The sequence below is a fragment of the Streptomyces sp. NPDC041122 genome, from assembly GCF_055592445.1.
In genome coordinates this window covers 255,033-279,552 of the sequence record NZ_JBVIYQ010000009.1, presented here as the reverse complement: position 1 = coordinate 279,552, position 24,520 = coordinate 255,033, and the positions used below count along the sequence as shown (strand labels likewise).

The 24,520-nt window shown below is 72.2% G+C and carries 21 protein-coding genes; 10 read left to right on the top strand and 11 right to left on the bottom strand.

Annotated elements, in window-relative coordinates:
* The first annotated feature begins 123 nt into the window (after positions 1–123).
* On the top strand, positions 124–1,047 hold the full coding sequence (locus ACZ6B8_RS30270) for a carbohydrate kinase family protein (protein ID WP_471609286.1): 924 nt from the start codon (positions 124–126) through the stop codon (positions 1,045–1,047).
* 44 nt (positions 1,048–1,091) lie between these two features.
* Here the strand turns inward: ACZ6B8_RS30270 and ACZ6B8_RS30265 are convergent, their stop codons facing one another.
* Entirely contained in the window at positions 1,092–1,949 is an 858-nt protein-coding gene (locus ACZ6B8_RS30265; protein WP_471075901.1) for a helix-turn-helix domain-containing protein, read from the bottom strand.
* 100 nt (positions 1,950–2,049) lie between these two features.
* Between ACZ6B8_RS30265 and ACZ6B8_RS30260 the strand changes: the two genes are divergently transcribed.
* Positions 2,050–2,628 (top strand): YceI family protein, encoded by a 579-nt coding sequence (locus ACZ6B8_RS30260; RefSeq protein WP_471075898.1) that lies wholly within the window; start codon positions 2,050–2,052, stop codon positions 2,626–2,628.
* 113 nt (positions 2,629–2,741) lie between these two features.
* Here ACZ6B8_RS30260 and ACZ6B8_RS30255 read toward each other — a convergent pair whose 3' ends face one another.
* Complete coding sequence (locus ACZ6B8_RS30255) at positions 2,742–3,506, bottom strand: crotonase/enoyl-CoA hydratase family protein (RefSeq protein ID WP_471609285.1); 765 nt, start codon at positions 3,504–3,506, stop codon at positions 2,742–2,744.
* 166 nt (positions 3,507–3,672) lie between these two features.
* A complete protein-coding gene (gene uvrA / locus ACZ6B8_RS30250) occupies positions 3,673–6,777 on the bottom strand; it encodes an excinuclease ABC subunit UvrA (RefSeq protein ID WP_471609284.1) in 3,105 nt (1,034 codons plus the stop codon).
* A gap of 228 nt (positions 6,778–7,005) precedes the next feature.
* On the opposite strand from uvrA, the gene ACZ6B8_RS30245 reads away from it, so the two are divergent.
* On the top strand, positions 7,006–7,731 hold the full coding sequence (locus ACZ6B8_RS30245; RefSeq protein WP_471609283.1) for a maleylpyruvate isomerase family mycothiol-dependent enzyme: 726 nt from the start codon (positions 7,006–7,008) through the stop codon (positions 7,729–7,731).
* A 10-nt stretch (positions 7,732–7,741) separates the two neighbouring features.
* The gene (locus ACZ6B8_RS30240) at positions 7,742–8,398 is read left to right on the top strand and encodes an MBL fold metallo-hydrolase (protein ID WP_471075888.1); all 657 of its coding nucleotides are present in this window, start codon (positions 7,742–7,744) and stop codon (positions 8,396–8,398) included.
* A gap of 27 nt (positions 8,399–8,425) precedes the next feature.
* Here ACZ6B8_RS30240 and aroQ read toward each other — a convergent pair whose 3' ends face one another.
* Positions 8,426–8,890: a type II 3-dehydroquinate dehydratase gene (aroQ, locus tag ACZ6B8_RS30235; protein ID WP_471075885.1), complete on the bottom strand. Its 465-nt coding sequence runs from the start codon at positions 8,888–8,890 to the stop codon at positions 8,426–8,428.
* Positions 8,891–9,052: 162 nt separating this feature from the next.
* Between aroQ and ACZ6B8_RS30230 the strand changes: the two genes are divergently transcribed.
* A complete protein-coding gene (locus ACZ6B8_RS30230; protein WP_471609282.1) occupies positions 9,053–10,357 on the top strand; it encodes an MFS transporter in 1,305 nt (434 codons plus the stop codon).
* Here ACZ6B8_RS30230 and ACZ6B8_RS30225 read toward each other — a convergent pair.
* The 6 genes from ACZ6B8_RS30225 to ACZ6B8_RS30200 all read right to left on the bottom strand — a co-directional run bounded on the left by ACZ6B8_RS30225 (position 10,347) and on the right by ACZ6B8_RS30200 (position 18,879).
* Positions 10,347–11,447: a calcium:cation antiporter gene (locus tag ACZ6B8_RS30225; protein ID WP_471075879.1), complete on the bottom strand. Its 1,101-nt coding sequence runs from the start codon at positions 11,445–11,447 to the stop codon at positions 10,347–10,349. The genes ACZ6B8_RS30230 and ACZ6B8_RS30225 overlap by 11 nt on opposite strands.
* A gap of 77 nt (positions 11,448–11,524) precedes the next feature.
* Complete coding sequence (locus ACZ6B8_RS30220; RefSeq protein WP_471609281.1) at positions 11,525–12,523, bottom strand: TerC family protein; 999 nt, start codon at positions 12,521–12,523, stop codon at positions 11,525–11,527.
* A 251-nt stretch (positions 12,524–12,774) separates the two neighbouring features.
* Positions 12,775–14,757 carry a TerD family protein gene (locus tag ACZ6B8_RS30215; protein WP_471609280.1) on the bottom strand — a complete coding sequence of 661 codons (1,983 nt, stop codon included), beginning with the start codon at positions 14,755–14,757 and terminating at the stop codon, positions 12,775–12,777.
* 210 nt (positions 14,758–14,967) lie between these two features.
* Complete coding sequence (locus ACZ6B8_RS30210; protein ID WP_355817887.1) at positions 14,968–15,546, bottom strand: TerD family protein; 579 nt, start codon at positions 15,544–15,546, stop codon at positions 14,968–14,970.
* Between the two features lie 188 nt (positions 15,547–15,734).
* Positions 15,735–17,894 carry an excinuclease ABC subunit UvrB gene (gene uvrB / locus ACZ6B8_RS30205; protein WP_471075869.1) on the bottom strand — a complete coding sequence of 720 codons (2,160 nt, stop codon included), beginning with the start codon at positions 17,892–17,894 and terminating at the stop codon, positions 15,735–15,737.
* Between the two features lie 97 nt (positions 17,895–17,991).
* Positions 17,992–18,879, bottom strand: coding sequence for an MHYT domain-containing protein (locus ACZ6B8_RS30200; protein ID WP_471075866.1), 888 nt, complete (start codon positions 18,877–18,879; stop codon positions 17,992–17,994).
* Positions 18,880–19,154: 275 nt separating this feature from the next.
* Here ACZ6B8_RS30200 and ACZ6B8_RS30195 point away from each other — a divergent pair, with 275 nt between their 5' ends.
* The 3 genes from ACZ6B8_RS30195 (at position 19,155) to ACZ6B8_RS30185 (ending at position 22,001) form a co-directional block, all read left to right on the top strand.
* Positions 19,155–20,048, top strand: coding sequence for a glycerophosphodiester phosphodiesterase (locus tag ACZ6B8_RS30195; protein WP_471075863.1), 894 nt, complete (start codon positions 19,155–19,157; stop codon positions 20,046–20,048).
* A 39-nt stretch (positions 20,049–20,087) separates the two neighbouring features.
* Positions 20,088–20,642, top strand: a complete 555-nt coding sequence (locus ACZ6B8_RS30190) for a methylated-DNA--[protein]-cysteine S-methyltransferase (protein WP_471609279.1) — start codon at positions 20,088–20,090, stop codon at positions 20,640–20,642.
* 96 nt (positions 20,643–20,738) lie between these two features.
* On the top strand, positions 20,739–22,001 hold the full coding sequence (locus tag ACZ6B8_RS30185; protein ID WP_471075857.1) for an MFS transporter: 1,263 nt from the start codon (positions 20,739–20,741) through the stop codon (positions 21,999–22,001).
* An 89-nt stretch (positions 22,002–22,090) separates the two neighbouring features.
* On the opposite strand, the gene ACZ6B8_RS30180 is transcribed toward ACZ6B8_RS30185, so the two are convergent.
* Complete coding sequence (locus ACZ6B8_RS30180) at positions 22,091–22,456, bottom strand: cupin domain-containing protein (RefSeq protein ID WP_471609278.1); 366 nt, start codon at positions 22,454–22,456, stop codon at positions 22,091–22,093.
* A 206-nt stretch (positions 22,457–22,662) separates the two neighbouring features.
* On the opposite strand from ACZ6B8_RS30180, the gene ACZ6B8_RS30175 reads away from it, so the two are divergent.
* Complete coding sequence (locus ACZ6B8_RS30175; RefSeq protein ID WP_471609277.1) at positions 22,663–23,568, top strand: pseudouridine-5'-phosphate glycosidase; 906 nt, start codon at positions 22,663–22,665, stop codon at positions 23,566–23,568.
* On the top strand, positions 23,565–24,506 hold the full coding sequence (locus tag ACZ6B8_RS30170) for a carbohydrate kinase family protein (RefSeq protein WP_471609276.1): 942 nt from the start codon (positions 23,565–23,567) through the stop codon (positions 24,504–24,506). Before ACZ6B8_RS30175 ends, ACZ6B8_RS30170 begins: the two co-directional genes overlap by 4 nt.
* Positions 24,507–24,520: the final 14 nt, after the last annotated feature.

The window sequence follows — 24,520 nt, the reverse complement described above, 5'->3', positions numbered from 1 at the left end:
AGTGGTGCCCGGTTCCGGTCGCGGCCCGGGGCACCGCCTAGCCTGGGCGGCACGCCGCGCCCCGCCCGCCTCGGGTGCCGCGGTGTCCGAGCCGGAGCAGGCAGCGCCCGAGAGGAACCGCCCGTGATCGTCGTCGCAGGAGAGGCCCTGATCGACCTCGTGCCGCAGGGCACGGCCGGCGAGCCGGGGCCGCTGCCCGTGCTCGCGCCCCGCCTCGGCGGCGGCCCGTACAACACCGCCGTGGCGCTCGGCCGGCTCGGCTCCCCCGTCGCCTTCTGCTCGCGGGTCTCGCGGGACCCCTTCGGCGAGGCGCTGCTCGACGGCCTGCGGGCGGCCGGCGTCGACGTCTCGCCCGTGCGGCGCGGCCCGGAGCCGACGACGCTCGCCGTCGCCTCGATCGGCGCGGACGGCTCGGCCGGGTACTCCTTCTACGTCGAGGGCACGGCCGACCGGCTCTTCGAGACGCCCGCCCGGCTCCCCGACGACGTACGGGCGATGTCCTTCGGCACCTGCTCGCTGGTCCTGGAGCCGGGCGCGAGCGCGTACGAGGAGTTGATGCGGCGGTCCGCGGCGCGCGGCGTGTTCACCGCGCTCGATCCGAACGTACGGGCGGGCCTGATCCCGGACGCCGACGCCTATCGCGCGCGGTTCAAGAGCTGGCTGCCGTCGGTCTCGCTGCTCAAGCTGTCGCAGGAGGACGCCGACTGGCTCGGCGGCACCCCGCACGAGTGGCTGTCAGCCGGGCCCGCGGTCGTGGTCGTCACCCACGGCGGCGACGGTCTTTCGCTGTACACGCGCGGCGGCGTGGAGCTGCGGGTCCCCGGCGAGAGGGTGGACGTGGTGGACACGATCGGCGCGGGCGACACCGTCAACGCGGCGCTGCTGCACGGGCTTTCGGCACGGGACGCGCTCTCGGTGCGGGCGGCGGACGCGCTGGACGCGGCGGGCTGGACCGAGGTGCTGCGGTTCGCCGCGCGCGCGGCGGCCCTCACCTGCTCACGGGCGGGCGCGGAGCCGCCGTACGCGGCGGAACTCGCCCGCGCATAGCGGGAACGACCGCCTCCGGCACCCGTGCGGCGTCTCGGCCGCGGTCACCCGCCGACGGCGTGCAGGCCGCCCGGCCTGCGGCCGTTGAGCCGGTCCAGGGCCGCCGACGTGGCCGCGTCGGCCGGGACGTAGACGATCAGGCGCTGCGGATCGCTGTCCGCCGGCGCGAGCGTCTCGTACTCCAGGTTGAGCACGCCGGCCTCGGGATGGGTCAGCCGCTCCGCGCCGCTGCGCCGGGGCAGCACGGGCGCACCCGCCATCCGGTCGGCGAACGGGGCGCCCGCGTCGACCGTCAACTCATCGGTGAAAGCCCGCACATGGGGGTCGTCGAGAAAGGAGTCCGTCCTGAGGTGGCCGACCATGTCGTCGGCGAGCCGGTCCCAGTCCCGGTGGGCGGCGCGGGCCCGCTCGTCGGTGAAGACGAAGCGGGCGAGGTTCGGCCGGTCGCCGTCCAGGATGCCGAGGGGTTCCGCGATCCGGCGGTAGCCCGCCGTGCAGGCGAGGATGTCGGCGACGCGGTTGATCAGGACGGCGGGCGTGGGCTCCAGGCTGTCCAGGACGGCGCGCACGGTGGGGCGCACCGACTCCGCGGGCGGCACGCTCGTGGGACAGCAGGGGTCCCCGCCACTCACCTCCTTCTCCAAGCGGCGCAGGTGAATGCGTTCCTCCACCCGCAGGCGCAGCGCGTCGGCCAGCGCGCCGAGCACCTGGGCGGAGGGGTGGCGGTCCCTGCCCTGTTCGAGCCGGGTGAGGTACTCGACGCTGATGCCGGCGAGCGTCGCGACCTCGGAGCGGCGCAGCCCCGGTGTGCGGCGGCGCGGGCCGCTGGGCAGTCCGACCTCGGTCGGGGTCACGGACTCCCTGTGGCGGCGCAGGAAGGCACCCAGTTCGTTCTCGCTCACGGTGCGAACGTAGCAGCGGCCGGCACGCGGATCGTGGCCCTGTCACTACCAGCATCGGCCCGGCCTCCCTCGGCTCCGCGCGGCGGCGCAAGGTGGGCCCATGACTCTTCGTACGACTGACACGGCATCCGTCCCCTCCGCCGCGGCCGAGTTGCCGCTGACCACCGGTGTCTGGGAGATCGACCGCGCCCACTCCGCCGTCAACTTCTCCGTCCGCCACCTCGGCATCTCCAAGGTGCGGGGCCGGTTCTCCGATGTGCACGCCGAACTGGTGGTCGGTGAACGCGCCGAGGACTCCTCGGTGACGGCCACCATCGCGCTCGCCTCCATCGACACCGGCAACAAGGACCGGGACGCCCACGTGATCAGCCCGGACCTGCTCGACGTGGCGAAGCGCCCGACGATGGCCTTCCGTTCGACGCGGATCGAGGGCGCGGGCGAGGAGTGGGTCATGGCGGGCGAGCTGACCATCGGGGAGGTGACCAGGCCGGTGACGCTGGACGTGGAGTTCGGCGGCGTCGAGGTCTTCCCCGGCCAGGAGCGCGGGCACGCCGGGTTCGAGGCGTCGGGTGAGATCCGCCGCGGCGACTTCGGGCTCGACTTCGCCCCGGGGCTGCTCGGTGACGTGGTGAAGATCCAGCTGGACATGCAGTTCCTGGAGCCTGCCGGGGAGCAGTGAGCCATGAGCTCTCACCGGGGAGCGGTGGGCTTTCACCGTCGGGAGCGGTGGGCCTTCACCACCGGGAGCGGTGAGCCCGGCGCTCCGTCGGCGGGCCGCGCCCCCGCCCGCCGTCAGCGACCCCGGAACGCCCCGTGCCGGCCCGCGCCCGCGGCGAAGCGGGCCGCACCCTCGGCCGCGTCGGCCAGGGAGACCATGCCGTGGGCCCACTCGACGGCCAGCGCTTCCCTTTCGGGCAGGCCGCCCTGTTCGTACAGGGCGAGCCGGTCGCGTCGCAGACAGGTCTGCGGGAACGCGGCGATCTCCGCGGCGAGCCGCTCGGCCGCGGCGCGCGAGGTGCCGGCGGGCACGGTCCGGTTGACCAGGCCCATGCCGAGCGCCTCGTCGGCGTCCACGGGGCGGCCGGTCAGGATCAGGTCGAGGGCGCGGCCCTCACCGATCAGCCGGGGCAACCGCACCGTACCGCCGTCGATGAGCGGGACGCCCCAGCGGCGGCAGAACACCCCGAGGACGGCGTCCTCCTCCGCGACGCGCAGATCGCACCAGAGGGCGAGTTCGAGACCGCCCGCGACGGCGTGACCGGAGATCGCCGCGATCACCGGTTTGGACAGCCGCATCCGGGTGGGTCCCATCGGGCCGTCCCCGTCCTCGGTCACCGCGTTGCCGTCGGGGGTGCCGATGGCCTTGAGGTCGGCTCCCGCGCAGAAGGTGCCGCCCTCGCCCCACAGCACGGCGACGGCCGCGTCCGGGTCGGCGTCGAAGGCACGGAAGGCGTCGGCGAGCGCGCGGGCGGTGGGCCCGTCGACGGCGTTGCGGGCGGCGGGGCGGGACAGGATGACGGTGGTGACGGGGCCTGCGCGTTCGCTGCGTACGGGCATGGGTCCAGCCGATCACGCCGACGGGGCGGCGGACAAGGGGCGTTCGCGCCGCCGGGCCCGCTCCCGCGGCGACGGCGAAGCGCCCCATCCCTGGTGGGGGATGGGGCGCTTGGCGTCGGGCGCGCACGTCGCCGGGCCGTGCGGCGCGGCCCTCAGGGGCTGCCGGTCAGGCCTTGCGAGCCCGCGCCGCCTTCTTGGCGGCCGGCTTCTTGGCCGCGGCCGTCTTCTTCGCGGCGGTCGCGCCCTTCGTGGCCGCGGTCTTCTTCGCGGCGGTCTTCTTCGCGGGGGCGTCCGCCTTGGCCGTGGCCGTCCGCTTGGTGGCGGTGGCGCTCGCCGCCACCGTCTTCTTGGCGGCCTTCTTCGCGGACGTCTTGCGCGGGGCGGCCTTCTTCGCCGACCGCCCCCGCGAGGGCACCGCGTCGCTGATCCGGTCCGCCGAGATGATGTCCCGGAGGAACTTGCCGGTGTGGCTGGTGGCGACGCCCGCCACCTCCTCGGGCGTGCCCTCGGCGACGACGAGACCGCCGCCGTTGCCACCCTCGGGGCCCATGTCGACGACCCAGTCCGCGGTCTTGATCACGTCGAGGTTGTGCTCGATGACGATGACCGTGTTGCCCTTGTCGACCAGGCCGGAGAGGACCGTGATCAGCTTGCTGATGTCCTCGAAGTGCAGACCGGTCGTCGGCTCGTCCAGGACGTACACCGTCCGGCCGGTGGAGCGCTTCTGGAGCTCGGAGGCCAGCTTCACGCGCTGGGCCTCGCCGCCGGAGAGCGTGGGCGCCGACTGGCCGAGGCGCACATACCCGAGGCCGACGTCGTTGAGGGTCTTCAGGTGCCGCGCGATGCCGGGCACCGCCTCGAAGAAGTCGAGCGCCTCCTCGATCGGCATGTCGAGGACCTCGGCGATGGACTTGCCCTTGTAGTGCACGTCCAGCGTCTCGCGGTTGTACCGCGCGCCGTGGCAGACCTCGCACGGCACGTACACGTCCGGGAGGAAGTTCATCTCGATCTTGATGGTGCCGTCGCCGGAGCAGTTCTCGCAGCGGCCGCCCTTGACGTTGAAGGAGAAGCGGCCGGGGAGGTAACCCCGGACCTTCGCCTCCGTCGTCTCCGCGAAGAGGCGGCGGACGTGGTCGAAGACTCCGGTGTACGTCGCCGGGTTCGAGCGCGGGGTGCGGCCGATCGGCGACTGGTCGACGTGCACGACCTTGTCGACCAGGTCGTCGCCCTCCACGCGCGTGTGCCGGCCCGGGACGGAGCGGGCGCCGTTCAGCTCACGGGCCAGGTGCGTGTACAGGATGTCGTTGACCAGCGTCGACTTGCCGGAGCCGGAGACACCCGTGACCGCGGTGAGCACACCGAGCGGGAAGGAGACGTCGATGTCCTGGAGGTTGTTCTCGCGGGCGCCGTGCACCGTGAGCTGCCGGGAGGGGTCGGCGGGGCGGCGCACGTCCGGCACCGGGATGGACCGCTTGCCCGAGAGGTACTGACCGGTGATCGACTTGTCGTTGGCGAGCAGTTCCTTCATGGAGCCGCTGTGCACGACCTTGCCGCCGTGCTCACCGGCGCCGGGGCCGATGTCGACGACCCAGTCGGCGACCTTGATGGTGTCCTCGTCGTGCTCGACGACGATGAGCGTGTTGCCCATGTCGCGCAGGCGCACGAGGGTCTCGATCAGACGGTGGTTGTCGCGCTGGTGCAGACCGATGGACGGCTCGTCCAGGACGTACAGCACGCCGACCAGGCCGGAGCCGATCTGTGTGGCGAGGCGGATGCGCTGGGCCTCGCCGCCGGAGAGGGTGCCCGCGGCGCGGTTCAGCGAGAGGTAGTCGAGGCCGACGTCGACCAGGAAGCGCAGGCGTTCGTTGACCTCCTTGAGCACGCGCTCGGCGATCTTCTTGTCGCGCGCGCCCAGCTTCAGCTGCGCGAGGAAGTCCGCGCAGTCGCTGATCGACATCGCGGAGACCTCGGCGATCGACTTCCCCATGACCGAGACGGCCAGCACGATCGGCTTGAGGCGGGTGCCCTCACAGGTGGGGCAGGGCACCTCGCGCATGTAGCCCTCGAAGCGCTCGCGGCTCGCGTCGCTCTCGGCCTCGCTGTGGCGGCGCTTGACGAAGGGGACGGCACCTTCGAAGGCGGTGGTGTAGACCCGCTCGCGGCCGTACCGGTTGCGGTAGCGGACCTCGATCTGGGTGCGGTGGCCGTTGAGGAGGGCCTTCTTGGCGCGCTGCGGAAGTCCGGCCCACGGGATGTCGGTACGGAAGCCGAGCGCGTCGGAGAGGGCTCCCACGAGCCGCCCGAAGTACTCCTTGGTGTGGCCGTGCGACCAGGGGTGGATGGCTCCCTCGTCGAGCGACTTGTCCTCGTCCGGGACGATGAGCTCCGGGTCGACCTCCATGCGGGTGCCGATGCCGGTGCAGTCCGGGCAGGCGCCGAAGGGCGAGTTGAAGGAGAAGGAGCGGGGCTCCAGCTCCTCGAAGGAGAGGTCGTCGTACGGGCAGTAGAGGTGCTCCGAGTACATGCGCTCGCGCTCGGGGTCGTCCTCCGCGAGGTCGACGAAGTCGAGCACGACCATGCCGCCGGAGAGGCCGAGGGCGGTCTCCACGGAGTCGGTGAGCCGGCGCTTGGCGGAGTCCTTCACCGTGAGGCGGTCGACGACCACCTCGATGGTGTGCTTCTCCTGCTTCTTCAGCGTGGGCGGCTCGGAGAGCTGGATCGTCTCGCCGTCGACCCGGGCGCGGCTGTAGCCCTTGGTCTGCAGGTCGGCGAAGAGGTCGACGAACTCGCCCTTGCGCTCGCGCACCAGCGGGGACAGGACCTGGAAGCGGCTGCCCTCGGGCAGCTCGAGGACCTTGTCGACGATGGCCTGCGGCGACTGCCGGGAGATGGGGCGGCCGCACTCGGGGCAGTGCGGCTTGCCGATGCGCGCGAAGAGCAGGCGCAGATAGTCGTAGACCTCGGTGATGGTGCCGACCGTCGAGCGCGGGTTGCGCGAGGTCGATTTCTGGTCGATGGAGACCGCGGGCGAGAGACCCTCGATGAAGTCGACGTCGGGCTTGTCCATCTGCCCGAGGAACTGCCGGGCGTACGAGGAGAGGGACTCCACGTAACGCCGCTGGCCCTCGGCGAAGATCGTGTCGAACGCGAGCGAGGACTTGCCCGACCCGGAGAGTCCGGTGAAGACGATGAGGGAGTCGCGCGGGAGGTCGAGCGAGACGTTCTTGAGATTGTGCTCGCGCGCGCCACGGACGATGAGACGGTCGGCCACGCCGGTCCGCACCTTTCTTGAGAGAAGTGACAGGGGCAGAACCCCGTCGTTCACAGACTAGGGCGAGCCACTGACAACGCCGGGCTGCTTCCCTGGTTCCACGTACACAACAAACCCGGACCTTCAAGAATGCCCGATGCCGCTCTCGACCATATAGCACGTGTATTCGATTTCCGCCCGCGTTCGGAGCTCTTCACCCGTCCGTGTGACGCGGCTATCGTCGACCGCATGATGGATCATGTGCGCGACCTGGCGTCTGTACGTGACGCGACCGACCGACTGCTCACCGCAGCGGCGAAACTGAACAACGATTCGATCGCCGAGCCGTCACGCCTCCCCGGCTGGAGCCGCGGCCACGTGCTGGCCCACCTCGCGCGGAACGCGGACGCGCTCGTGAACGTGCTCGCCGGGCGGCCGATGTACGTCAGCGCCGAGGCGCGGGACGCGGACATCGAGCGGGACGCGCCGCGCGGGCTCGCGGCGCAGCTGGACGACGTGCGGGAGAGCGCGGAGCGTTTCCGGGCCGAGGGCGAGAGGCCCGCCGACTGGTCCCGCACGGTGGAGCTCCGCAACGGCGTCACGGACTCGGCGTCGCGGGTGCCGTTCCGCCGCTGGATCGAGGTCGAGCTGCACCACGTGGACCTGGGGATCGGGTACGAGCTGGAGGACCTGTCGGCGGAGTTCACGCAGCGCGAGATCAACTTCCTGACGGCCCGGTTCCGGAACGCGCCGGGGCTGCCCGCGATCGCGATCAGGCAGGACGACGGCCGGATGTTGGCCACGGGGTCGGTGGAAGGCGTCACCGAGCAGCAGGTCCGGGACGGCCGGGAGCCCTCCTGGGATGTCACCGTCAGCGGGCGCCAGGCCGACATCCTCGGCTGGCTCGCCGGCCGCCGTGACGGCTCCGCGCTCACGGCCGAAGGCGGCCTCCTTCCCGCGCTGCCCCCGCTATAGGCTGGCGGACATGACGTACAGCGGAGCGGTGAAGGTCGGCGGGCCCGCGGATGTGCACGAGCTGCCGGACCTGATGATTTCGAAGGTCGCGGTCGGACCGATGGACAACAACGCCTATCTGTTGCGCTGCCGGGCCACCGGCGAGCAACTCCTGGTGGATGCCGCGAACGACGCCGAGACGCTGCTGACGCTGATCGGTGACGACGGCATCGCGTCCGTCGTCACCACGCATCAGCACGGCGACCACTGGCAGGCTCTGGCGGCCGTCGTGTCGGCGACCGGCGCGCGCACCTACGCGGGTCGCGAGGACGCCCCCGGCATCCCGGTGCCGACGGACGTCCTGGTGGACGACGGCGACACGATCACGGTCGGCCGCGTCACGCTGACCGCCCGCCACCTGGTGGGGCACACCCCGGGTTCGATCGCGCTCGTCTACGACGACCCGCACGGCCACGCGCACGTGTTCACCGGGGACTGCCTCTTCCCGGGCGGCGTCGGCAACACATGGAAGGACCCGAAGGCCTTCGCGAGCCTGATCGACGACGTGGAGACGAAGATCTTCGGCACGCTCTCGGACGAGACGTGGGTCTACCCCGGCCACGGCGGGGACACGACGCTCGGCGCCGAGCGCCCGCACCTCGCGGAGTGGCGCGCCCGCGGCTGGTGACGCGGGCGGCCCGTCAGGGGGTGCGCGTCACGCCCCGGCGGCGAGCAGCGCCGCCACCCGCTCCACCGCGAACGCGTACCCCTGCACGCCGCATCCCGCGATGACGCCGTCGGCGCGCTGCGAGACGTAGCTGTGGTGCCGGAACGCCTCGCGCTGGTGGATGTTGGAGATGTGCACCTCCAACACGGGCATTCCGTCACAGGTGTTGAGGGCGTCCAGGATCGCCACGGAGGTGTGGGAGTAGGCCGCGGGGTTGATGACGATGCCCGCGTGGTGCTCGCGCGCCTCGTGGATCCAGTCGACCAACTCGCCCTCGTGGTTGCTCTGTCGCAGGTCCACGGTCCCACCGTGCGCGGCCGCCGCCTTGGCGCACAGGGCCTCGACGTCGGCGAGGGTGTCGGTGCCGTAGATCTCGGGCTGGCGCCGGCCGAGGAGGTTCAGGTTCGGGCCGTTCAGGACCATGATCGGGGCGGTGGCGAGGCTGCGCGTCATAGGGGAGGTCTATCACGCCCCCCGCGCGCGGGAGACGCCGAACGATTAATGCGCTCTCCGTGGGCCCCGCCGCCCGCGCTCCCGCCCCCGAGGCGCCCCTGCACCACCGCACGCCCCCACAACCCTGCGTGACCATTGATCACGCAGGGTAGTTTTCGCGGCATGCGTCGATCCGCACCACCCTCGCCTCCGTCGCCCTCCCTGCCGCGGCTCGCGGCCGCCTCGCTCGCCGGGACCGCCATCGAGTTCTACGACTTCTTCATCTACGGGACGGCCGCGGCGCTGGTCCTGGGGCCGCTGTTCTTCCCCACCTTCTCCCCGCTCGCCGGGACCCTCGCCGCCTTCGCCACCTTCGCCGTGGGCTTCGTGGCGCGCCCCCTCGGCTCCGTCGTCTTCGGGCACGTCGGCGACCGGCACGGACGGCGGCCCGTGCTCGTCGTGTCGCTGCTTCTCACCGGCCTCGCCACGGTCGCCGTCGGCTGTGTGCCCACGTACGAGTCGATCGGCGTCGGCGCTCCGCTGCTCCTCCTCGTGCTGCGCTTTCTGCAGGGGCTCGGGCTCGGCGGCGAGTGGGGCGGCGCCGTCCTGCTCACCGCGGAGCACGCGCCGGCCGAGCGGCGGGGGCTGTGGGCGAGCTTTCCGCAGATCGGCCCCTCGGTCGGCTTCCTGCTGGCCAACGGCATCATGCTGGCCCTCTCGGCGACGCTCACCGATGCGCAGTTCGCGGCCTGGGGGTGGCGCGTGCCGTTCTGGGCGGCGGGGCTGCTCGTGGCGGCGGGTCTGGCGCTGCGCGCCTCGATCGCGGAGAGCCCGGACTTCCTGCGGCTGCGCGAGCACGCGCGCATGCCGCTCGCCGAAGTGGTGCGCGGGCACTGGCGACTGGTCCTCCTGACGGCGGGCGCGCTCGCCTTCGGGTACGCCGTGTTCTACGCGGTGACGACGTGGTCGCTCTCCTACGGCGTCGAGCGGCTCGGGGTGAGCCGCACGGTCATGCTCGCCTGCGTCATGGCGGCGGTCGTGGTGAAGGGCGCTCTGACGCCGGTGGCGGCCGTGCTCGGCGACCGGTACGGGCGGCGGCCGCTGTGTCTGGCCGGGTGCGCGGCGTCGGCGCTGTGGATGTTCCCCATGATCGCGCTGTTCTCGACCGGCCGGCCCCTGCTGATGTTCGCCGGGTTCCTGGTGGCGCTGATCGCGTTCATCACGGTGTTCGCCGTGGTGGCCGCGTATCTGCCGGAGCTGTACGAGCCCCGGGTGCGCTGCACGGGGGCCGCGGTCGGCTACAACCTCGGCGGGGTCCTCGGGGGCGCGCTCACCCCGATCGTGGCGACGGCGGTGGCCTCGGGGAACGGCAAGCCGTGGGGCGTGGCCGCGTATCTGACGGGGATCGCGCTGCTGAGCCTCGGCTGTTTCGCCCTGCTGCCGGAGACCCGGCCGGTGCGGGTCTCCGAGGCGGCCGCTATGGGTTGATCGCCAGCTCCAGATAGGCGGCGAACAGCACCAGGTGGACGCCGCCCTGCAACGGTGTGGCGCGGCCCGGCACGACGGTGAGCGTACTGACGACCACCGTGAGGACCAGCAGCACCATGTGGGTCGCGCCGAGGCCGAGCACCAGCGGCCCGGTCAGCCACACGGAGGCGACGGCGACGGCCGGGATGGTCAGTCCGATGCTGGCCATCGCCGAGCCGAGGGCGAGGTTCAGGCTGGTCTGCACGCGGTCGCGGCGGGTCGCGCGCACCGCGGCGATGGTCTCCGGGAGCAGCACGAGGAGCGCGATGATCACGCCGACGACGGCGTGCGGCATGCCGGCGCTCTCCACCCCCGACTCGATCGTCGGGGAGACGCCCTTGGCTAGGCCGACCACCCCGATCAGGGCGAGGGCGAGCAGTCCGAGGCTGAGCAGCGCCTGCCGCGCGGAGGGGCCCTCCGCGTGGCTGTCGGCGTCGATGACGTCTCCCTGGCGGGTGACGGGCAGGAAGTAGTCGCGGTGGCGCACGGTCTGGGTGGTCACGAACAGGCCGTACAGGATGAGGGCGGCCACCGCGGCGAAGGTGAGCTGGGCCGTGGAGAACTCCGGGCCGGGCTTGGAGGTGGTGAACGTCGGCAGGACCAGGCAGAGCGTGGCCAGGGTGGCGACGGTCGCGAGGGCGGCGCCGGTGCCCTCGGAGTTGAAGACGGCGACGCGGTGGCGCAGCGCGCCCGCCAGGAGACAGAGCCCCACGATGCCGTTGCAGGTGATCATCACGGCGGCGAAGACGGTGTCCCGCGCCAGGGTGGAGCTCTTGTCGCCGCCGTCGGCCATGAGGGTGACGATGAGCGCCACCTCGATGATCGTCACCGCGACCGCGAGGACGAGCGAGCCGAAAGGCTCGCCGACGCGGTGCGCGATCACCTCGGCGTGGTGGACGGCGGCCAGCACCGCGCCCGCGAGGATCAGCGTCACCACGGCGACGACCGCGCCCGGCAGGTCCCGCCCCCAGGTGAGCGCGAGGAGAACGATCGCGAGGACCGGCACCACGGCCGTCCACTGCATGCCGAGCGCCCGGAGCCGAGTGACCATGACTCGATGCTGCCCCGGGCGCCTGGGTACCGCTACTCGGTGTCCCCCGCCCTGGAGCGGGCGGGAGACGCCGGGCGTCAGGCCTCGATGCTGTCCTTGCGGTTTTCGTCCTCGGCCTCGGCCGCCGCTCGCTGCTCCTGCTTCTTGGAGGCGATGAGGCTGGTGATCGTGGTGATCACCAGGACGCCGCAGATGACGCCGAGCGAGACCGGGATGGAGATCTCGGGGACGTGCACCCCGTTCTCGTGCAGGGCGTGCAGCACCAGCTTCACGCCGATGAAGCCGAGGATCACCGACAGGCCGTAGCTGAGGTGGACCAGCTTCCTGAGCAGTCCGCCGATGAGGAAGTACAGCTGGCGCAGGCCCATCAGGGCGAAGGCGTTGGCGGTGAAGACGATGTACGGGTCCTGGGTGAGGCCGAAGATCGCCGGGATGGAGTCCATCGCGAAGAGGACGTCGGTGGTGCCGATGGCGAGCATGACGACCATGAGGGGCGTCATGATCTTCTTGCCGTTCTTCCGGATGAAGAGCTTTGTGCCCTCGTACCGGTCGGAGACGCCGAACTTCTTCTCGATGGACTTCAGGAGGCGGTTCTCCTCGAACTCCTCTTCCTCCTCGTCGGCGCGCGCCTCCTGGATGAGCTTCCAGGCGGTGTAGATCAGGAACGCGCCGAAGATGTAGAAGACCCACGAGAAGTTGGCGATCACCGCGGCGCCGGCGGCGATGAAGATCGCGCGCAGGACCAGGGCGATCAGCACACCGAACAGCAGCACCCGCTGCTGGAGGTGGGAGGGCACCGAGAACTTCGCCATGATCAGGATGAAGACGAAGAGGTTGTCGACGGAGAGCGACTTCTCGGTGATGAAGCCCGCGAAGAACTCGCCGGACGCCTGGCTCTCACCGGCGACCAGCAGGCCGACTCCGAAGAGCGCCGCGAGGACGATCCAGACGACCGTCCATATTCCGGCTTCCTTGATCGACACGTCATGGGGCTTGCGCCCGATGAAGAAGTCGACCGCGATCAGGGCACACAGACCGAGAACGGTCGTCACCCACAGGGTCATTGAAACGTCCACTGCGCCTCCGGCGTCGTACGGCTACTGATCAGCGTCGTCGCTGCCGGAGGTCTCTTCCACCCGAGGCGGTCACCGCCGTGAGTCGGGCCGACGCCCCGGGACCGATGGCGGTCCGTATTGACGGGTACGTCGCAGCCGGGAGTACTCCCCTCCGCAGGTAGAAGCGTACGCGAAACACCAAGGATTGGTAAAGGGCTTGGCAAACAAGAGCCAAAGGCCCTGGTCAGGGCCGTACAAAAGTCGCTTTGGCGTCAACGTCCACCGGTGCGCCGGGCCGTGGCGACCCGGTCGAGGATCTGGCGCAGGATCCCGCTGCCCGGCGGGACGGCCGGCGGGTCGTACGTCCACGCGTGACCGACCCAGGGGTCGGCCAGGTGGTCGTCGGGCACCGGCGTCAGCCGCAGCAGCGCGCGCCACAGGGGATCGAGCAGCGGCCCGTACTCCGCGGCGTCCTCGCGGTCGGCGACCATCATCAGGTGGACGCCGACGGCCGGGCCCTCGTCCGCGAGGTACCGCAGCCGGGTCACCGCGCGGTCGTCGAAGCCGTGCGGGAAGTCGTTGACGATCAGGAGCTGCTCCGCGGTGTCCAGGTCCGGGGGCAGCGCGTCGGCGGCGCCGCCGCGGACCGCCATCTGGACCAGGTCCACGCGCCGCGTCAGCCTGCCGAGGACGTCGGCGACGCCCGCCGCCCCGGCGGCCGGGGGCGCGGCGAGGACACCGGCCGTCACGAGCGGCGCGAGCGCGGACGCCGCGGTGCCCGACGCGTCGATGACGTGCACCTGGAACTCGTTCGCCGGATAGGCCGCGAGCAGCCGTGCCGCGTGCAGGACCGCGGTGTCCACGGCGAGGCGGCGCAGCGCGGTGGCGTCGGTGGCGTGGTTGGTGAGCTCCCTGCCGCTGTCGATCCACAGGCCGCGCTCGAGGGGCAGCCGGACCAGCATCGGGATGCGCAGATCGACGCGCTCGGGGAGGTGGAGGTCGCCGAGGCGCAGCGCCATCGGGATCTCCATCGGCGTGCGGTAGGCGTGCCAGACGGGGCTGCTCCATGCCGCGAACGCCGGGGGCAGCGCGGGCTCGACGACCTCCGCCTCGGCGACGAGCTGGCCGAGGTCGCGGTCTAGGGCGGCCTTGGCCTGGCCGACCAGGTCGGCGTGTTTGGCGCGGGCGGTCCGGCGCGCGGCGTCACCGGCGCCGCCGATGCGGCTGCGCGGGTCGGACAGGGCCTTGTCGAGCTCCTGTTCCCTGCGGGAGTCGGCGAAGTCGACGGCGCTGCGGTACGCGGCGGTGGTGCGGGCCAGGTCCTCGAACATGCCCCACACCTGGTTGTAGAGCCGCTCCTCCATCGACCAGCCGGTGGCGTCCCCGGCGACGGGCCGGGCGGGCTGCCCGGGCGCGGCCGGGGGCGCGGTGGGCGGGGGCGTGGGAGGCGCGGTGGTGCGGCGGCTCGGGTGGGTGTAGTCGACGGGAGCGGCGGCGCTCGGGGGGTCGGCCGGCGGGGCTGGGGGCGGGGGCGGTGTGTCGTCGGCGGGGTGGTCGGGGTGGAGCGGGTGGTCCGGCTGGGGCGCGGTCCGGCCCTGAGCTTGGGCCGGGGCCGGGGCCGGGGCCTGAGCCTGGGCCGGGGACCCGGTGCGTACGTGGGTGTCGTCGGTGGAGCGCTGCGGCGGGGCGGCCACGGAGCGGGCCAGGCCCCGGGCGACCGCGTCGTCGATCGAGGCCGCCAGCTCGCGCGCCTCTGGCAGCCCCTGGTCGGTGAGCATCTCGGCGAGGCCGCCCGCGTACCCCTGGCCGACCGCGCGGACCTTCCAGGCGCCCTGGCGGCGGTAGAGCTCCAGGGCGACGACGGCGGACTCGGTGTCCAGGTCGGTGAGCGTGTAACCGGCGACCTCGGTGCCGTCCAGCGCGGTGACCGCGACGAAGGGGGCGGCGAGGGCACGGAAGCTGACCGGGCCCCCCACGCCGGCCGGCAGGGCGAGCAGCACGCTGATCCGGTGGACGGTGTCCGGCATGGCGTCGAGATCCACGGCGAGGCGGTGGTCGGCCGCCGCCTGCCGGGAGACCTCGAGGCCCGGCAGGGTGGGCGACCCGGGGTGGGCGACCCACTCCACGCCGCGGACCCGGCCCCGCTCGTCGCCGAGCGTGGCGCCCGCGACGACCGGCTTGCCCGCGGACACGCGGATCTCCAGGCGGTTTTCGGGAAGCGGGTGGTTCTGTCCCCGCACCAGCTCGGCCGTCATCGCGTTCGTTCCCCCTCGAAAGGGCTCCCGTCGAGCCCCCGTGCTTCGCTCGTGCCTCGTACTTCGGCGGGGCCCGGTACTCCGCTCGGACCCGGTGGTTCGCCGGCGCCCTGATGCCGACGGCACCCCGTACCACGTATGTCCTCCCGCGCACCGCGTACGTCGTGCGGACGGGCGGTCGTCGCCGTCAGGCGCGGTGCGGGGGCGTGCTCACAGGTGCGGCAGGATGGACGGCATCAGGTCCTGGAAGGTGCGGCCGTTGGCCGGGTTGCCGATGGCCGTCATCTGCCAGCCGGCGCCCGCGCGGTGGACCTTCGCCATGATCTGCGCGGTGTACTGGCCGCCGCCGTCCAGCGTGTAGCGGGCCAGCTCCTGGCCGTTGGTCTCGTCGACGAGGCGGCAGAACGCGTTCTGCACCTCCTGGAAGGTCTGGCCGGTGAAGGAGTTCACCGTGAAGACGATCTGGTCGATGTGGACGGGAACGCGCTGGAGGTCGACGAGGATCGCCTCGTCGTCCCCGCCCTGGCCGACGCCGCCCACGAGGTTGTCGCCGGTGTGCCGCACCGAGCCGTCGTCGCTGACCAGGTGGCGGAAGAACACGACGTCGACCGGCTGCTTGTCGGCGAACAGCACCGCCGACGCGTCCAGGTCGATCTCGCGCGTCCGTGTGCCGAACAGTCCCCGGCGCGGGGCGGCCTGCCACCCCAGTCCCATGCGCACCGCGGTCAGGGCGCCCCCGTCGTCCTTCTGCAGGCTGATGGCCTGACCCTTGGTCATGTTGACCGTCACGCGCTGTCCCCTCTCGAACTGCCTGGGCAACCGCCTCTTGCGGTTGCCCAGCACCCTATGCACCGCCACCTGGGGCGCAGCACTCCGGGCGGCACTTTGTGGCGGTCTTGCAACAGACCGTCCGGTCGGCCGTCCCGCCCCTCCCCCGGGGCTCGTCCCACCCGTCCCGCGGGTGGGACGGGACACCGCTAGGCCTGGCCCGCCTCCCGCATCTGGCGGAGCTCCTTCTTCATCTCCGAGACCTCGTCGCGCAGTCGGGCGGCGATCTCGAACTGGAGGTCGGCGGCGGCCGCGCGCATCCGCTCGGTCATCTCCTCGATCTGCTCGGCCAGTTCGGCCGCGGGGCGGTCGGTCGGGACCGTCTCCGCGCCCTTCTTGCCCTTCGCCTTCGTCTTGCCCTTGGCGGGCTCGGCCGCCTTGCCCGCGTCGCCGCCGAGTGCGGGCACGGGAGCCTTGGCGCCCTTGCCCGCCTTCGGCTTGCGGTAGTCGGTGCCGAGGAGCTGCTCGGTGTCGACCTCCTCGCGCGCGATCGCCGACACGATGTCGTTGATCTTTTTGCGGAGGGGCTGCGGGTCGATGCCCTTCTCCTTGTTGTACGCGATCTGCTTCTCCCGGCGGCGGTTGGTCTCGTCGATGGCCTTCTCCATCGCCGGGGTGACCTTGTCCGCGTACATGTGGACCTGGCCGGAGACGTTGCGCGCCGCGCGGCCGATGGTCTGGATCAGGGAGGTGCCCGAGCGCAGGAAGCCCTCCTTGTCGGCGTCGAGGATCGCCACCAGGGAGACCTCCGGCAGGTCGAGGCCCTCGCGGAGGAGGTTGATGCCGACCAGCACGTCGTACTCACCGGCGCGCAGCTCGCGCAGGAGCTCGACGCGGCGCAGGGTGTCGACGTCGCTGTGGAGGTAGCGGACCTGGATGCCCAGCTCCAGGAAGTAGTCGGTGAGGTCCTCGGCCATCTTCTTGGTGAGCGTGGTGACCAGGACGCGCTCGTCCTTCTCGGTGCGCGTACGGATCTCGTGCACCAGGTCGTCGATCTGGCCCTCGGTGGGCTTGACGACGACCTCGGGGTCGACGAGGCCGGTGGGGCGGATGATCTGCTCGACGAAGCCGTCGCCGCGCGAGAGCTCGTACTTCCCCGGGGTCGCCGAGAGGTAGACCGTCTGTCCGATCCGGCCGAGGAACTCCTCCCACTTCAGCGGGCGGTTGTCCAGGGCGGAGGGCAGCCGGAAGCCGTGGTCGACGAGGGTGCGCTTGCGGGAGGCGTCGCCCTCGTACATCGCGCCGATCTGGGGGACCGTGACGTGCGACTCGTCGAGGACCAGGAGGAAGTCCTCCGGGAAGTAGTCGATGAGGGTGTGCGGGGCGGTGCCGGGCTCGCGGCCGTCGAAGTGCATCGAGTAGTTCTCGACGCCGGAGCAGGAGCCGATCTGGCGGAGCATCTCCAGGTCGTACGTGGTGCGCATGCGCAGCCGCTGGGCCTCCAGCATCTTGCCCTGCTTCTCCAGCTCGGGGAGGCGCTCGGCGAGCTCCTTCTCGATGCCGTTGATCGCCTTCTCCATGCGCTCCGGGCCCGCCACGTAGTGCGAGGCCGGGAAGATGTACAGGTGGTCGTCGTCGCTGATGACCTCGCCGGTGAGCGGGTGGAGGGTGGAGAGCGCCTCGATCTCGTCACCGAACATCTCGATGCGGACGGCCAGCTCCTCGTAGACCGGGAAGATCTCGATGGTGTCGCCGCGGACGCGGAAGGTGCCACGGGTGAACGCCAGGTCGTTGCGCGTGTACTGGATGTCGACGAAGCGGCGCAGCAGCTGGTCGCGGTCGATCTCCTCGCCGACCTTGAGCGGGACCATGCGGTCCACGTACTCCTGGGGGGTGCCGAGGCCGTAGATGCAGGAGACCGAGGCGACCACGACCACGTCACGGCGGGTCAGCAGTGAGTTCGTGGCCGAGTGGCGCAGGCGCTCGACCTCCTCGTTGATCGAGGAGTCCTTCTCGATGTAGGTGTCCGACTGCGGGACGTACGCCTCGGGCTGGTAGTAGTCGTAGTACGAGACGAAGTACTCCACGGCGTTGTTCGGCAGCAGCTCGCGGAACTCGTTGGCCAGCTGGGCGGCCAGCGTCTTGTTCGGCGCCATCACCAGGGTGGGGCGCTGGAGCTTCTCGATCATCCACGCGGTGGTGGCCGACTTGCCGGTGCCGGTCGCGCCGAGGAGGACGACGTCCTTCTCGCCGGCGCGGATGCGTCGGTCCAGCTCGGCGATGGCCGCCGGCTGGTCACCGCTGGGCTGGTACGGACTGACGACCTCGAAGGGTGCCACCGTGCGTTCGATCTTGGATACGGGCCGCATGGAATCAACCGTACGACCCCCCACTGACAACCGGGGCGGATCGGCCGCTCAGCGGCCTCGCGCGGCGGGTCCGGGGGCGCTCACCCGTGGTGGGCGCTCACCAGTTCTGCGGGGTGCGGGAGCCGGGGCGGGTGCGGGGGCGGGGCCTGGTCCTGCTGCGGCGGGCCGGCGGCACGTGGCGGTCGCCCGAGCGCGGGACGGGGTAGGACTGGCGGGTGCGGGCGCCGTTCGCGGGGTTCCTGACGTCCGCCTGGCCGCCCATGACCATCAGCGGGTCGAACATCACGATCACGCCCGCGAGGAGCAGGAAGGCGAGCGGCCCGATCATCATGGGCGCGAGGATCTCGGCGGACGAGTCGCCGGGCGGCGCGGCGTCCGAGCCGTGCAGATGGACGCTGAGCCCCGCCATCCCCATGTAGTGCATGCCGCTCACGGCCAGGCCCATGACGAGGCTCGCGCCCAGGCTCCAGGCGATGCCCCTGACCTGTCCGGCCGCCCAGAGAGCGGCGGTCGCGGCGACCATGGCGATCACCACGGACGCGGCGACGGTCAGCGTGTTGTACTCCAGCGTCCCGCGCAGACGCATACCGGCCATTCCCAGGTAGTGCATCGAGGCCACACCGAGGCCCGTGATGGTGCCCCCGGTGAAGAGAGCGGTGCCTGTGGCGCCGCGGTAGCCGACGATGAAGATGCCGATGCCGACCATCAGGATCGCGACGGCGAGGCTCGCGAAGGTGAGGGGCTTGTCGTAGTGGATCGGGGCCTCCTCGACGGTGAAGCCCATCATCGCCACGAAGTGCATGGTCCAGATGCCGGAGCCGATGGCGCCCGAGCCGAGCGCCAGCCAGCCGGGCCGCCAGGAGTGGGCGACGAGCAGCGATCTGGTCGTGCAGCGCAGGCCGAGCGCCCCTCCCAGGCAGGCCATGACGTAGGCCACCACCGGTGTGACGACTCCGTAGCTGAACCCGTCGACCGTGCCCTGCATGCGCGGTAGCCCTTCCACCTGTTGTGCCCAAATACCATGAAAGCGTTCCATGCACCCCCGGCCGGCGACCGTCTGAAAGGCCGTCGGCTGAGGCTGAGAGTAAAGCTCACGCCGGAACGCACGAACGATTTTCCGGCAAAGAATCGCGTTCCCCACGCGCGGGGTCCTCGACTTTGACGACTTCGTTCAACCTGTGGCCATCCTGCACCTGTCTCGCGTTGGCCGCCGACTGTCACTCTCGACCGGTCCGCGATCTCACGACGCGAGGAGTACCCGTGTACGCACGCGCTGCCGTCACCGCCGCCGCCCTGCTCGGAGCCGGTGTGCTCGCCCTGCCCACCGCCTCCGCCACCGCGCGGACCCCCTCGGCGCCGAGCGCCCCGAAGCACCACAGCCCTGTCGTCGTCGCCCACCGCGGCGCCTCCGCCTACGCGCCCGAGAACACCCTCGCGGCGATAGACAAGGCCCGCGACATGGGGTTCCGCTGGGTGGAGAACGACGTCCAGCGGACCAAGGACGGCGAGCTGGTGATCGTGCACGACGACACCCTGAAGCGGACGACGAACGTCGAGGAGGTCTTCCCCGGCCGGGCACCGTGGAACGTCAAGGACTTCACCGCGGCGGAGATCGCCCGGCTCGACGCGGGCAGCTGGTTCAGCCCGAAGTACGCGGGCCAGCGGGTACCGACCCTGAAGCAGTACATGCGGCGGGTGTCGCACAACCACCAGAGCCTGGTCTTCGAGTTCAAGAGGCCCGAGCTGTACCCCGGCATCGAGCAGCAGGGACTGCGGTTGCTGCGCAAGGAGGGCTGGCTCGACCGCGGCCACGTCAAGGACAAACTGGTCGTCCAGAGCTTCAGCGCGGACAGTGTGAAGAAGGTGCACGCGCTGCGGCCGGACGTGAAGACCGGCTTCCTCGGCACGCCCGCCGTCGCCGAGCTGCCGCGGTACGCGAAGTTCGCCGACCAGATCAACGCGTCGCACACGACCATCTCGGCCGGTTACGTCTCGGCGCTGCACGCCGTGAAGGGGCCGCACCACAAGCCGCTGGAGATCTTCACCTGGACCGTCAACGACGCCGCGAGCACGGTGCGGGCGGCGGGCTTCGGCGTGGACGGCATCATCACCAACACGCCGGACGTGGTCCGCAAGGCGCTGCGCGAGGGCTGACGGGCCGCGTTGTCAGTGGCCGGTCGTACGGTGGTCGGCATGAACGCCACTGCGCAGGACCCGCGGGCGGCCGTGTGGGCCGTCGTCGACAGCGACATCGGTCCCCTGCTGCTCGCCGCGACCGGGGAGGGCCTGGTCACCGTGGTCTTCCACGCCACCGACGCGGTGCGCGACAAGGCCCTGGAGCGGCTCGGTGCCCGTCTGGGCACCGAGCCGCTCCACGCGCCGGACTCCCCCCTGCTCGCCGATCCGGTGCGTCAGCTCGGGGAGTACTTCGCGGGCCGGCGGCGCGACTTCGAGCTGCCGCTGGACTGGCGCCTGATATCGGGCTTCAACCGCCAGGTGCTGCGCGAGCTCGCCTCCGGCGTGCCGTACGGCACCGTGGTGGGCTACGGCGACCTGGCCCGCCGTGTCGGCCAGCCCGGCGCGGCCCAGGCCGTCGGCATGGCGATGGGTGCCAACCCACTGCCCGTGGTGGTGGCCTGTCACCGCGTGGTGGAGCGCGACGGCGGCATCGGCGGCTTCGGCGGCGGCCTGGAGACGAAGCGGCACCTGCTCGCCCTGGAGGGGGTCCTGCCGCAGCCGTTGTTCTGAGTCACGCGCCGGGTCCGTGCCGTCCTGCCCGCGGTCCCGGGAACCGCCCGCGGCGGCCGTGTTCCGCGCGTGGGAGCGCACTGGCACACTGCGTCAGTGACTTCGACCGTCGACGCCCCTGACATACCCACGCCGGAGGCGCTGCCCGCGCTGCGCCGCCGCACGAACGCGGTGTTGATCGCCGGTCAGATACTGGGTGGGCTGGGCGTGCCGATCGGCATCGCCCTCGCGCCGATGCTGGCGACCGACGTGAGCGGTACGGAGGCGCTGTCGGGCCTCGCGCCGACCGCCTCTGTGGCGGGCACGGCGCTGCTCTCGCTGCCGCTCGCCGCGCTGATGAACGCGCGCGGGCGGCGCGCGGGGCTCGTCCTCGCATACGTGATCGGCGCGGCGGGCGCGGGGCTCGTGGTGCTGGCCTCGGTGGTGGAGAGCTTCGCCCTGCTGCTGCTCGGCATGGCGGCCTTCGGGGCGGGGTCGCTGGCCACGCTGCAGGCGCGGTTCGCGGCGGCCGACCTCGTCGAACCCGACCGGCGCGGCCGGGCCATCTCGCACGTCATCTGGGCCACCACGATCGGCTCCGTCCTCGGTCCGAACATCGCCGCGCCCGCGAGCCGGGTCTTCACCGGCACCTCGATCCCCGAGGAGGCGGGCCCCTTCCTCTTCGCCGCGGGGATCTTCGCGCTCGCCGCGCTGGTGGTGGCGGTGCTGCTGCGGCCCGACCCGCTGCTGACCGCCCGCGCGCTGGCCCCGCAGGACAGCGGGACCGTGCGGAGCCGTTCGCTGAAGGCCGGGATCGCCGCGGTGGCCGCGTCACCGATGGCCCGGCTCGCCCTGGTGACGGTGGCCGCCTCGCACACGGTGATGGTCTCGATCATGGTGATGACCCCGGTCGACCTGGGGCACCACGGCGCGAGTCTGCAACTGGTCGGGCTGGTCATCAGCGGTCACATCGCGGGCATGTACGCGTTCTCGCCGGTGATGGGGTGGCTCGCCGACCGGTTCGGCCGGCTCTCCGTGATCGGCCTCGCGGTGGGGCTGCTGAGCTGTGCCGCGCTGCTGGCCGGGACGGCGGGGGCCAGTCACGGGCAGACCGCGGCGGGGCTCTTCGTCCTCGGTCTCGGCTGGTCCGCCGGCCTGGTGTCGGGCTCGGCGCTGCTCACCGACTCGGTGCCGCCGCCCGCCCGGGCCGCCGTGCAGGGTCTGTCGGACCTGACCATGAACGCGGCGGCGGGCATCGGTGGCGCCGCCGCGGGCCTGATCGTGGCGCGGGCGAGCTACGGCTGGCTCAACCTCGTCGGCGTCTGCGTCCTGCTGCCGATGGCCGCGCTCGCGGTCCGCAGGGCCGTCAAGAAGGCCTGACGGCACGGCTGCCGGCGGGTGGGCACAGGTGGCGTACGGCCGGTCGATCGGCCGGCCGTCACTCGGCGCCCGGTCGCCTGGTCGCCCGGTCAGGGGAGCGTGATGTGGTACGCCTTGCGCAGCGTCTCGTGCACGGTCCAGGTGGTGCGGTCGCCCTCGCGCAGCACCGCGGCGTCGCCCGGTCCGACCTCCAGGGTGTCGCCGCCCTCGACCCCGACGGTGGCACGCCCGCTGACCACCACGAACAGCTCGTTGGCCTCGGTGTCGGTGACCACGCCCGGCGTGATCTGCCAGATGCCGCGCAGCTGCTTGCCGTCGGCGGACTCCCAGAGCACCTTGCCGGTCACCACCGGGTCACCGGAGACGATCTGCTCCGGGTCGAGCGGTTCGATCTCCAGGTCGACATCCGGAATGTGCACGGCAAAAGACGGAACAGTCTGATCATTCGTGGTCATGGCCGGTCACCCTAGCCGGGGCTGCGCGGCAGCCCGGCCGCGGGGGTTTGGCAGGGCGTGCGGCCCGCCAGGGATGAGAGGGAGACGAAAAGCCCCGAGGGAACCGACGAGCCCGACAGCACCTACAGCACTGACAGCACCGAGAGCACCGACAGAGCGAGAGAGCGACAGACCGTTCGACCGACCGACTGACTGGAGGCAGGCCCGTGCTGGTGGTGTCCGACGAGGTGAGGACGGCGGTCGCGGATCTGCGTCCCGTGGTGGCCCTGGAGTCGACGATCATCGCGCACGGCCTGCCGCGGCCACGCAATCTGCGGGTGGCTCAGGAGCTCGAAGCGGCCGTCCGGGAGGAGGGCGCCGTCCCCGCGACCATCGCGGTCCTCGACGGCGTCCCCCATGTCGGCCTCGACCAGGACCAGTTGGGCCGGGTCGCGAACGAGGACGGCATCCGCAAGCTGGGCCACCGCGATCTGCCGCTCGCCGTTGCGACGGGCGCGAGCGGGGCGACGACGGTCTCGGCGACGGCGCTGCTCGCCGCGCGCGCGGGCGTCCGGGTCTTCGCCACGGGCGGACTCGGCGGTGTGCACCGGCAGTGGACGCGGACCCAGGACGAGTCGGCCGACCTGGGGCTGCTGGCCCGCACCAGGATCACGGTCGTGTGCGCGGGCGTGAAGTCGATCCTGGACGTGGCGGCGACGCTCGAGCGGCTGGAGACGCTGGGCGTCGCGGTGGCCGGCTTCGGGACCGACCGCTTTCCCGGCTTCTATCTCGCCGACTCCGGCCACCCGGTGCAGTGGACGCTGCGGACGCCCGCGGAGGCGGCGGAGGCGATGCGGGCGCAGGACGTGCTCGGCGGTCCGGACGCGGCGCTGATCGTGGCCAACCCGGTCCCTCAGGAGCAGCAGCTGGATCCCCTCCTGCACGCGTGCGTGCTCGACGAGGCGCTGCGGGAGTGCGAGGAGCGGGGCATCACGGGGCAGGCGATCACGCCGTTCCTGCTGGAGCAGTTGGTGCGGCGCACCGGTGGCGCGTCCCTGGAGGCCAACCTCGCCGCGGTCCGCGGCAACGCCCGCCTCGCGGGGCGGATCGCGGGCGCGTGGACGGGACGGTGACGGATCGCGGGCTCGTGGGCGGGACGGTGACGGCGGCGCGGGACGGGGCGCTGCTCGTCGTCGGGGACGTCGTCACGGACATCGTGGCCCGGCACCGTACGGCACTCACGCCCGGCACCGACACGGCCGCCGCCATCCGTACCGTGCCGGGCGGCGCGGGCGCCAACGTGGCGTGCTGGGCGGCGCGGTCGGGCACCGCGCAGGTGCGGCTCCTCGGCCGGGTCGGCGCCGATGCCGTGGCGTGGCACGAGGCCGCGCTCACGCGCGCGGGGGTACGACCCCGCCTCGTCGTGGACGCCGAGGCGCCGACGGGGACGGTGATCTGTCTGGTGGACGGCGGCGCCGGAGCGGAGCGGACCTTCCTCACCGACAGCGGCGCGGCGCTGCGCCTCTCCCCCGCCGACTGGTCGCCCGGGCTGCTCGACGGGGTGGCCCTGCTGCATCTGTCCGGCTACCTGTTCTTCGCGGAGCCGAGCCGGGCGGCGGCCCGCGCGGCGCTCGCGTCCGCCCGCGCCCGTGGGGTGCCGGTCAGTGTGGACCCCGCGTCGACGGGGTTCCTCGCGGAGACGGGCGTGGAGCGGTTCCTCTCCGCGGTGGACGGAGCGGCGACGCTGCTGCCGAGCCGGGACGAGGCGGAGCTGCTGTCCGGCCTGTCCGATCCGGCCGACGCGGCCTCGAAGCTGAGTCACCGCTTCCCCTCGGTGGTGGTCAAGCTGGGCGCGGAGGGCGCGCTGGTGGCCCGGGGCGGCGAGGTGCTGGGCCGGGCGCCCGCACGGCCCGCGCGGGTGCGCGACTCGACGGGGGCGGGCGACGCGTTCACCGGGGCGTTCCTCGCGGCGCGTCTGGCCGGCGCGGGGCTACGCGAGGCGGCGGTGGCGGGGTGCGGCGCGGGCGCGCGGGCGGTGAGCCGCGTCGGCGGCAGACCGCCGGGCCCCTGAGACCGCGACGACCC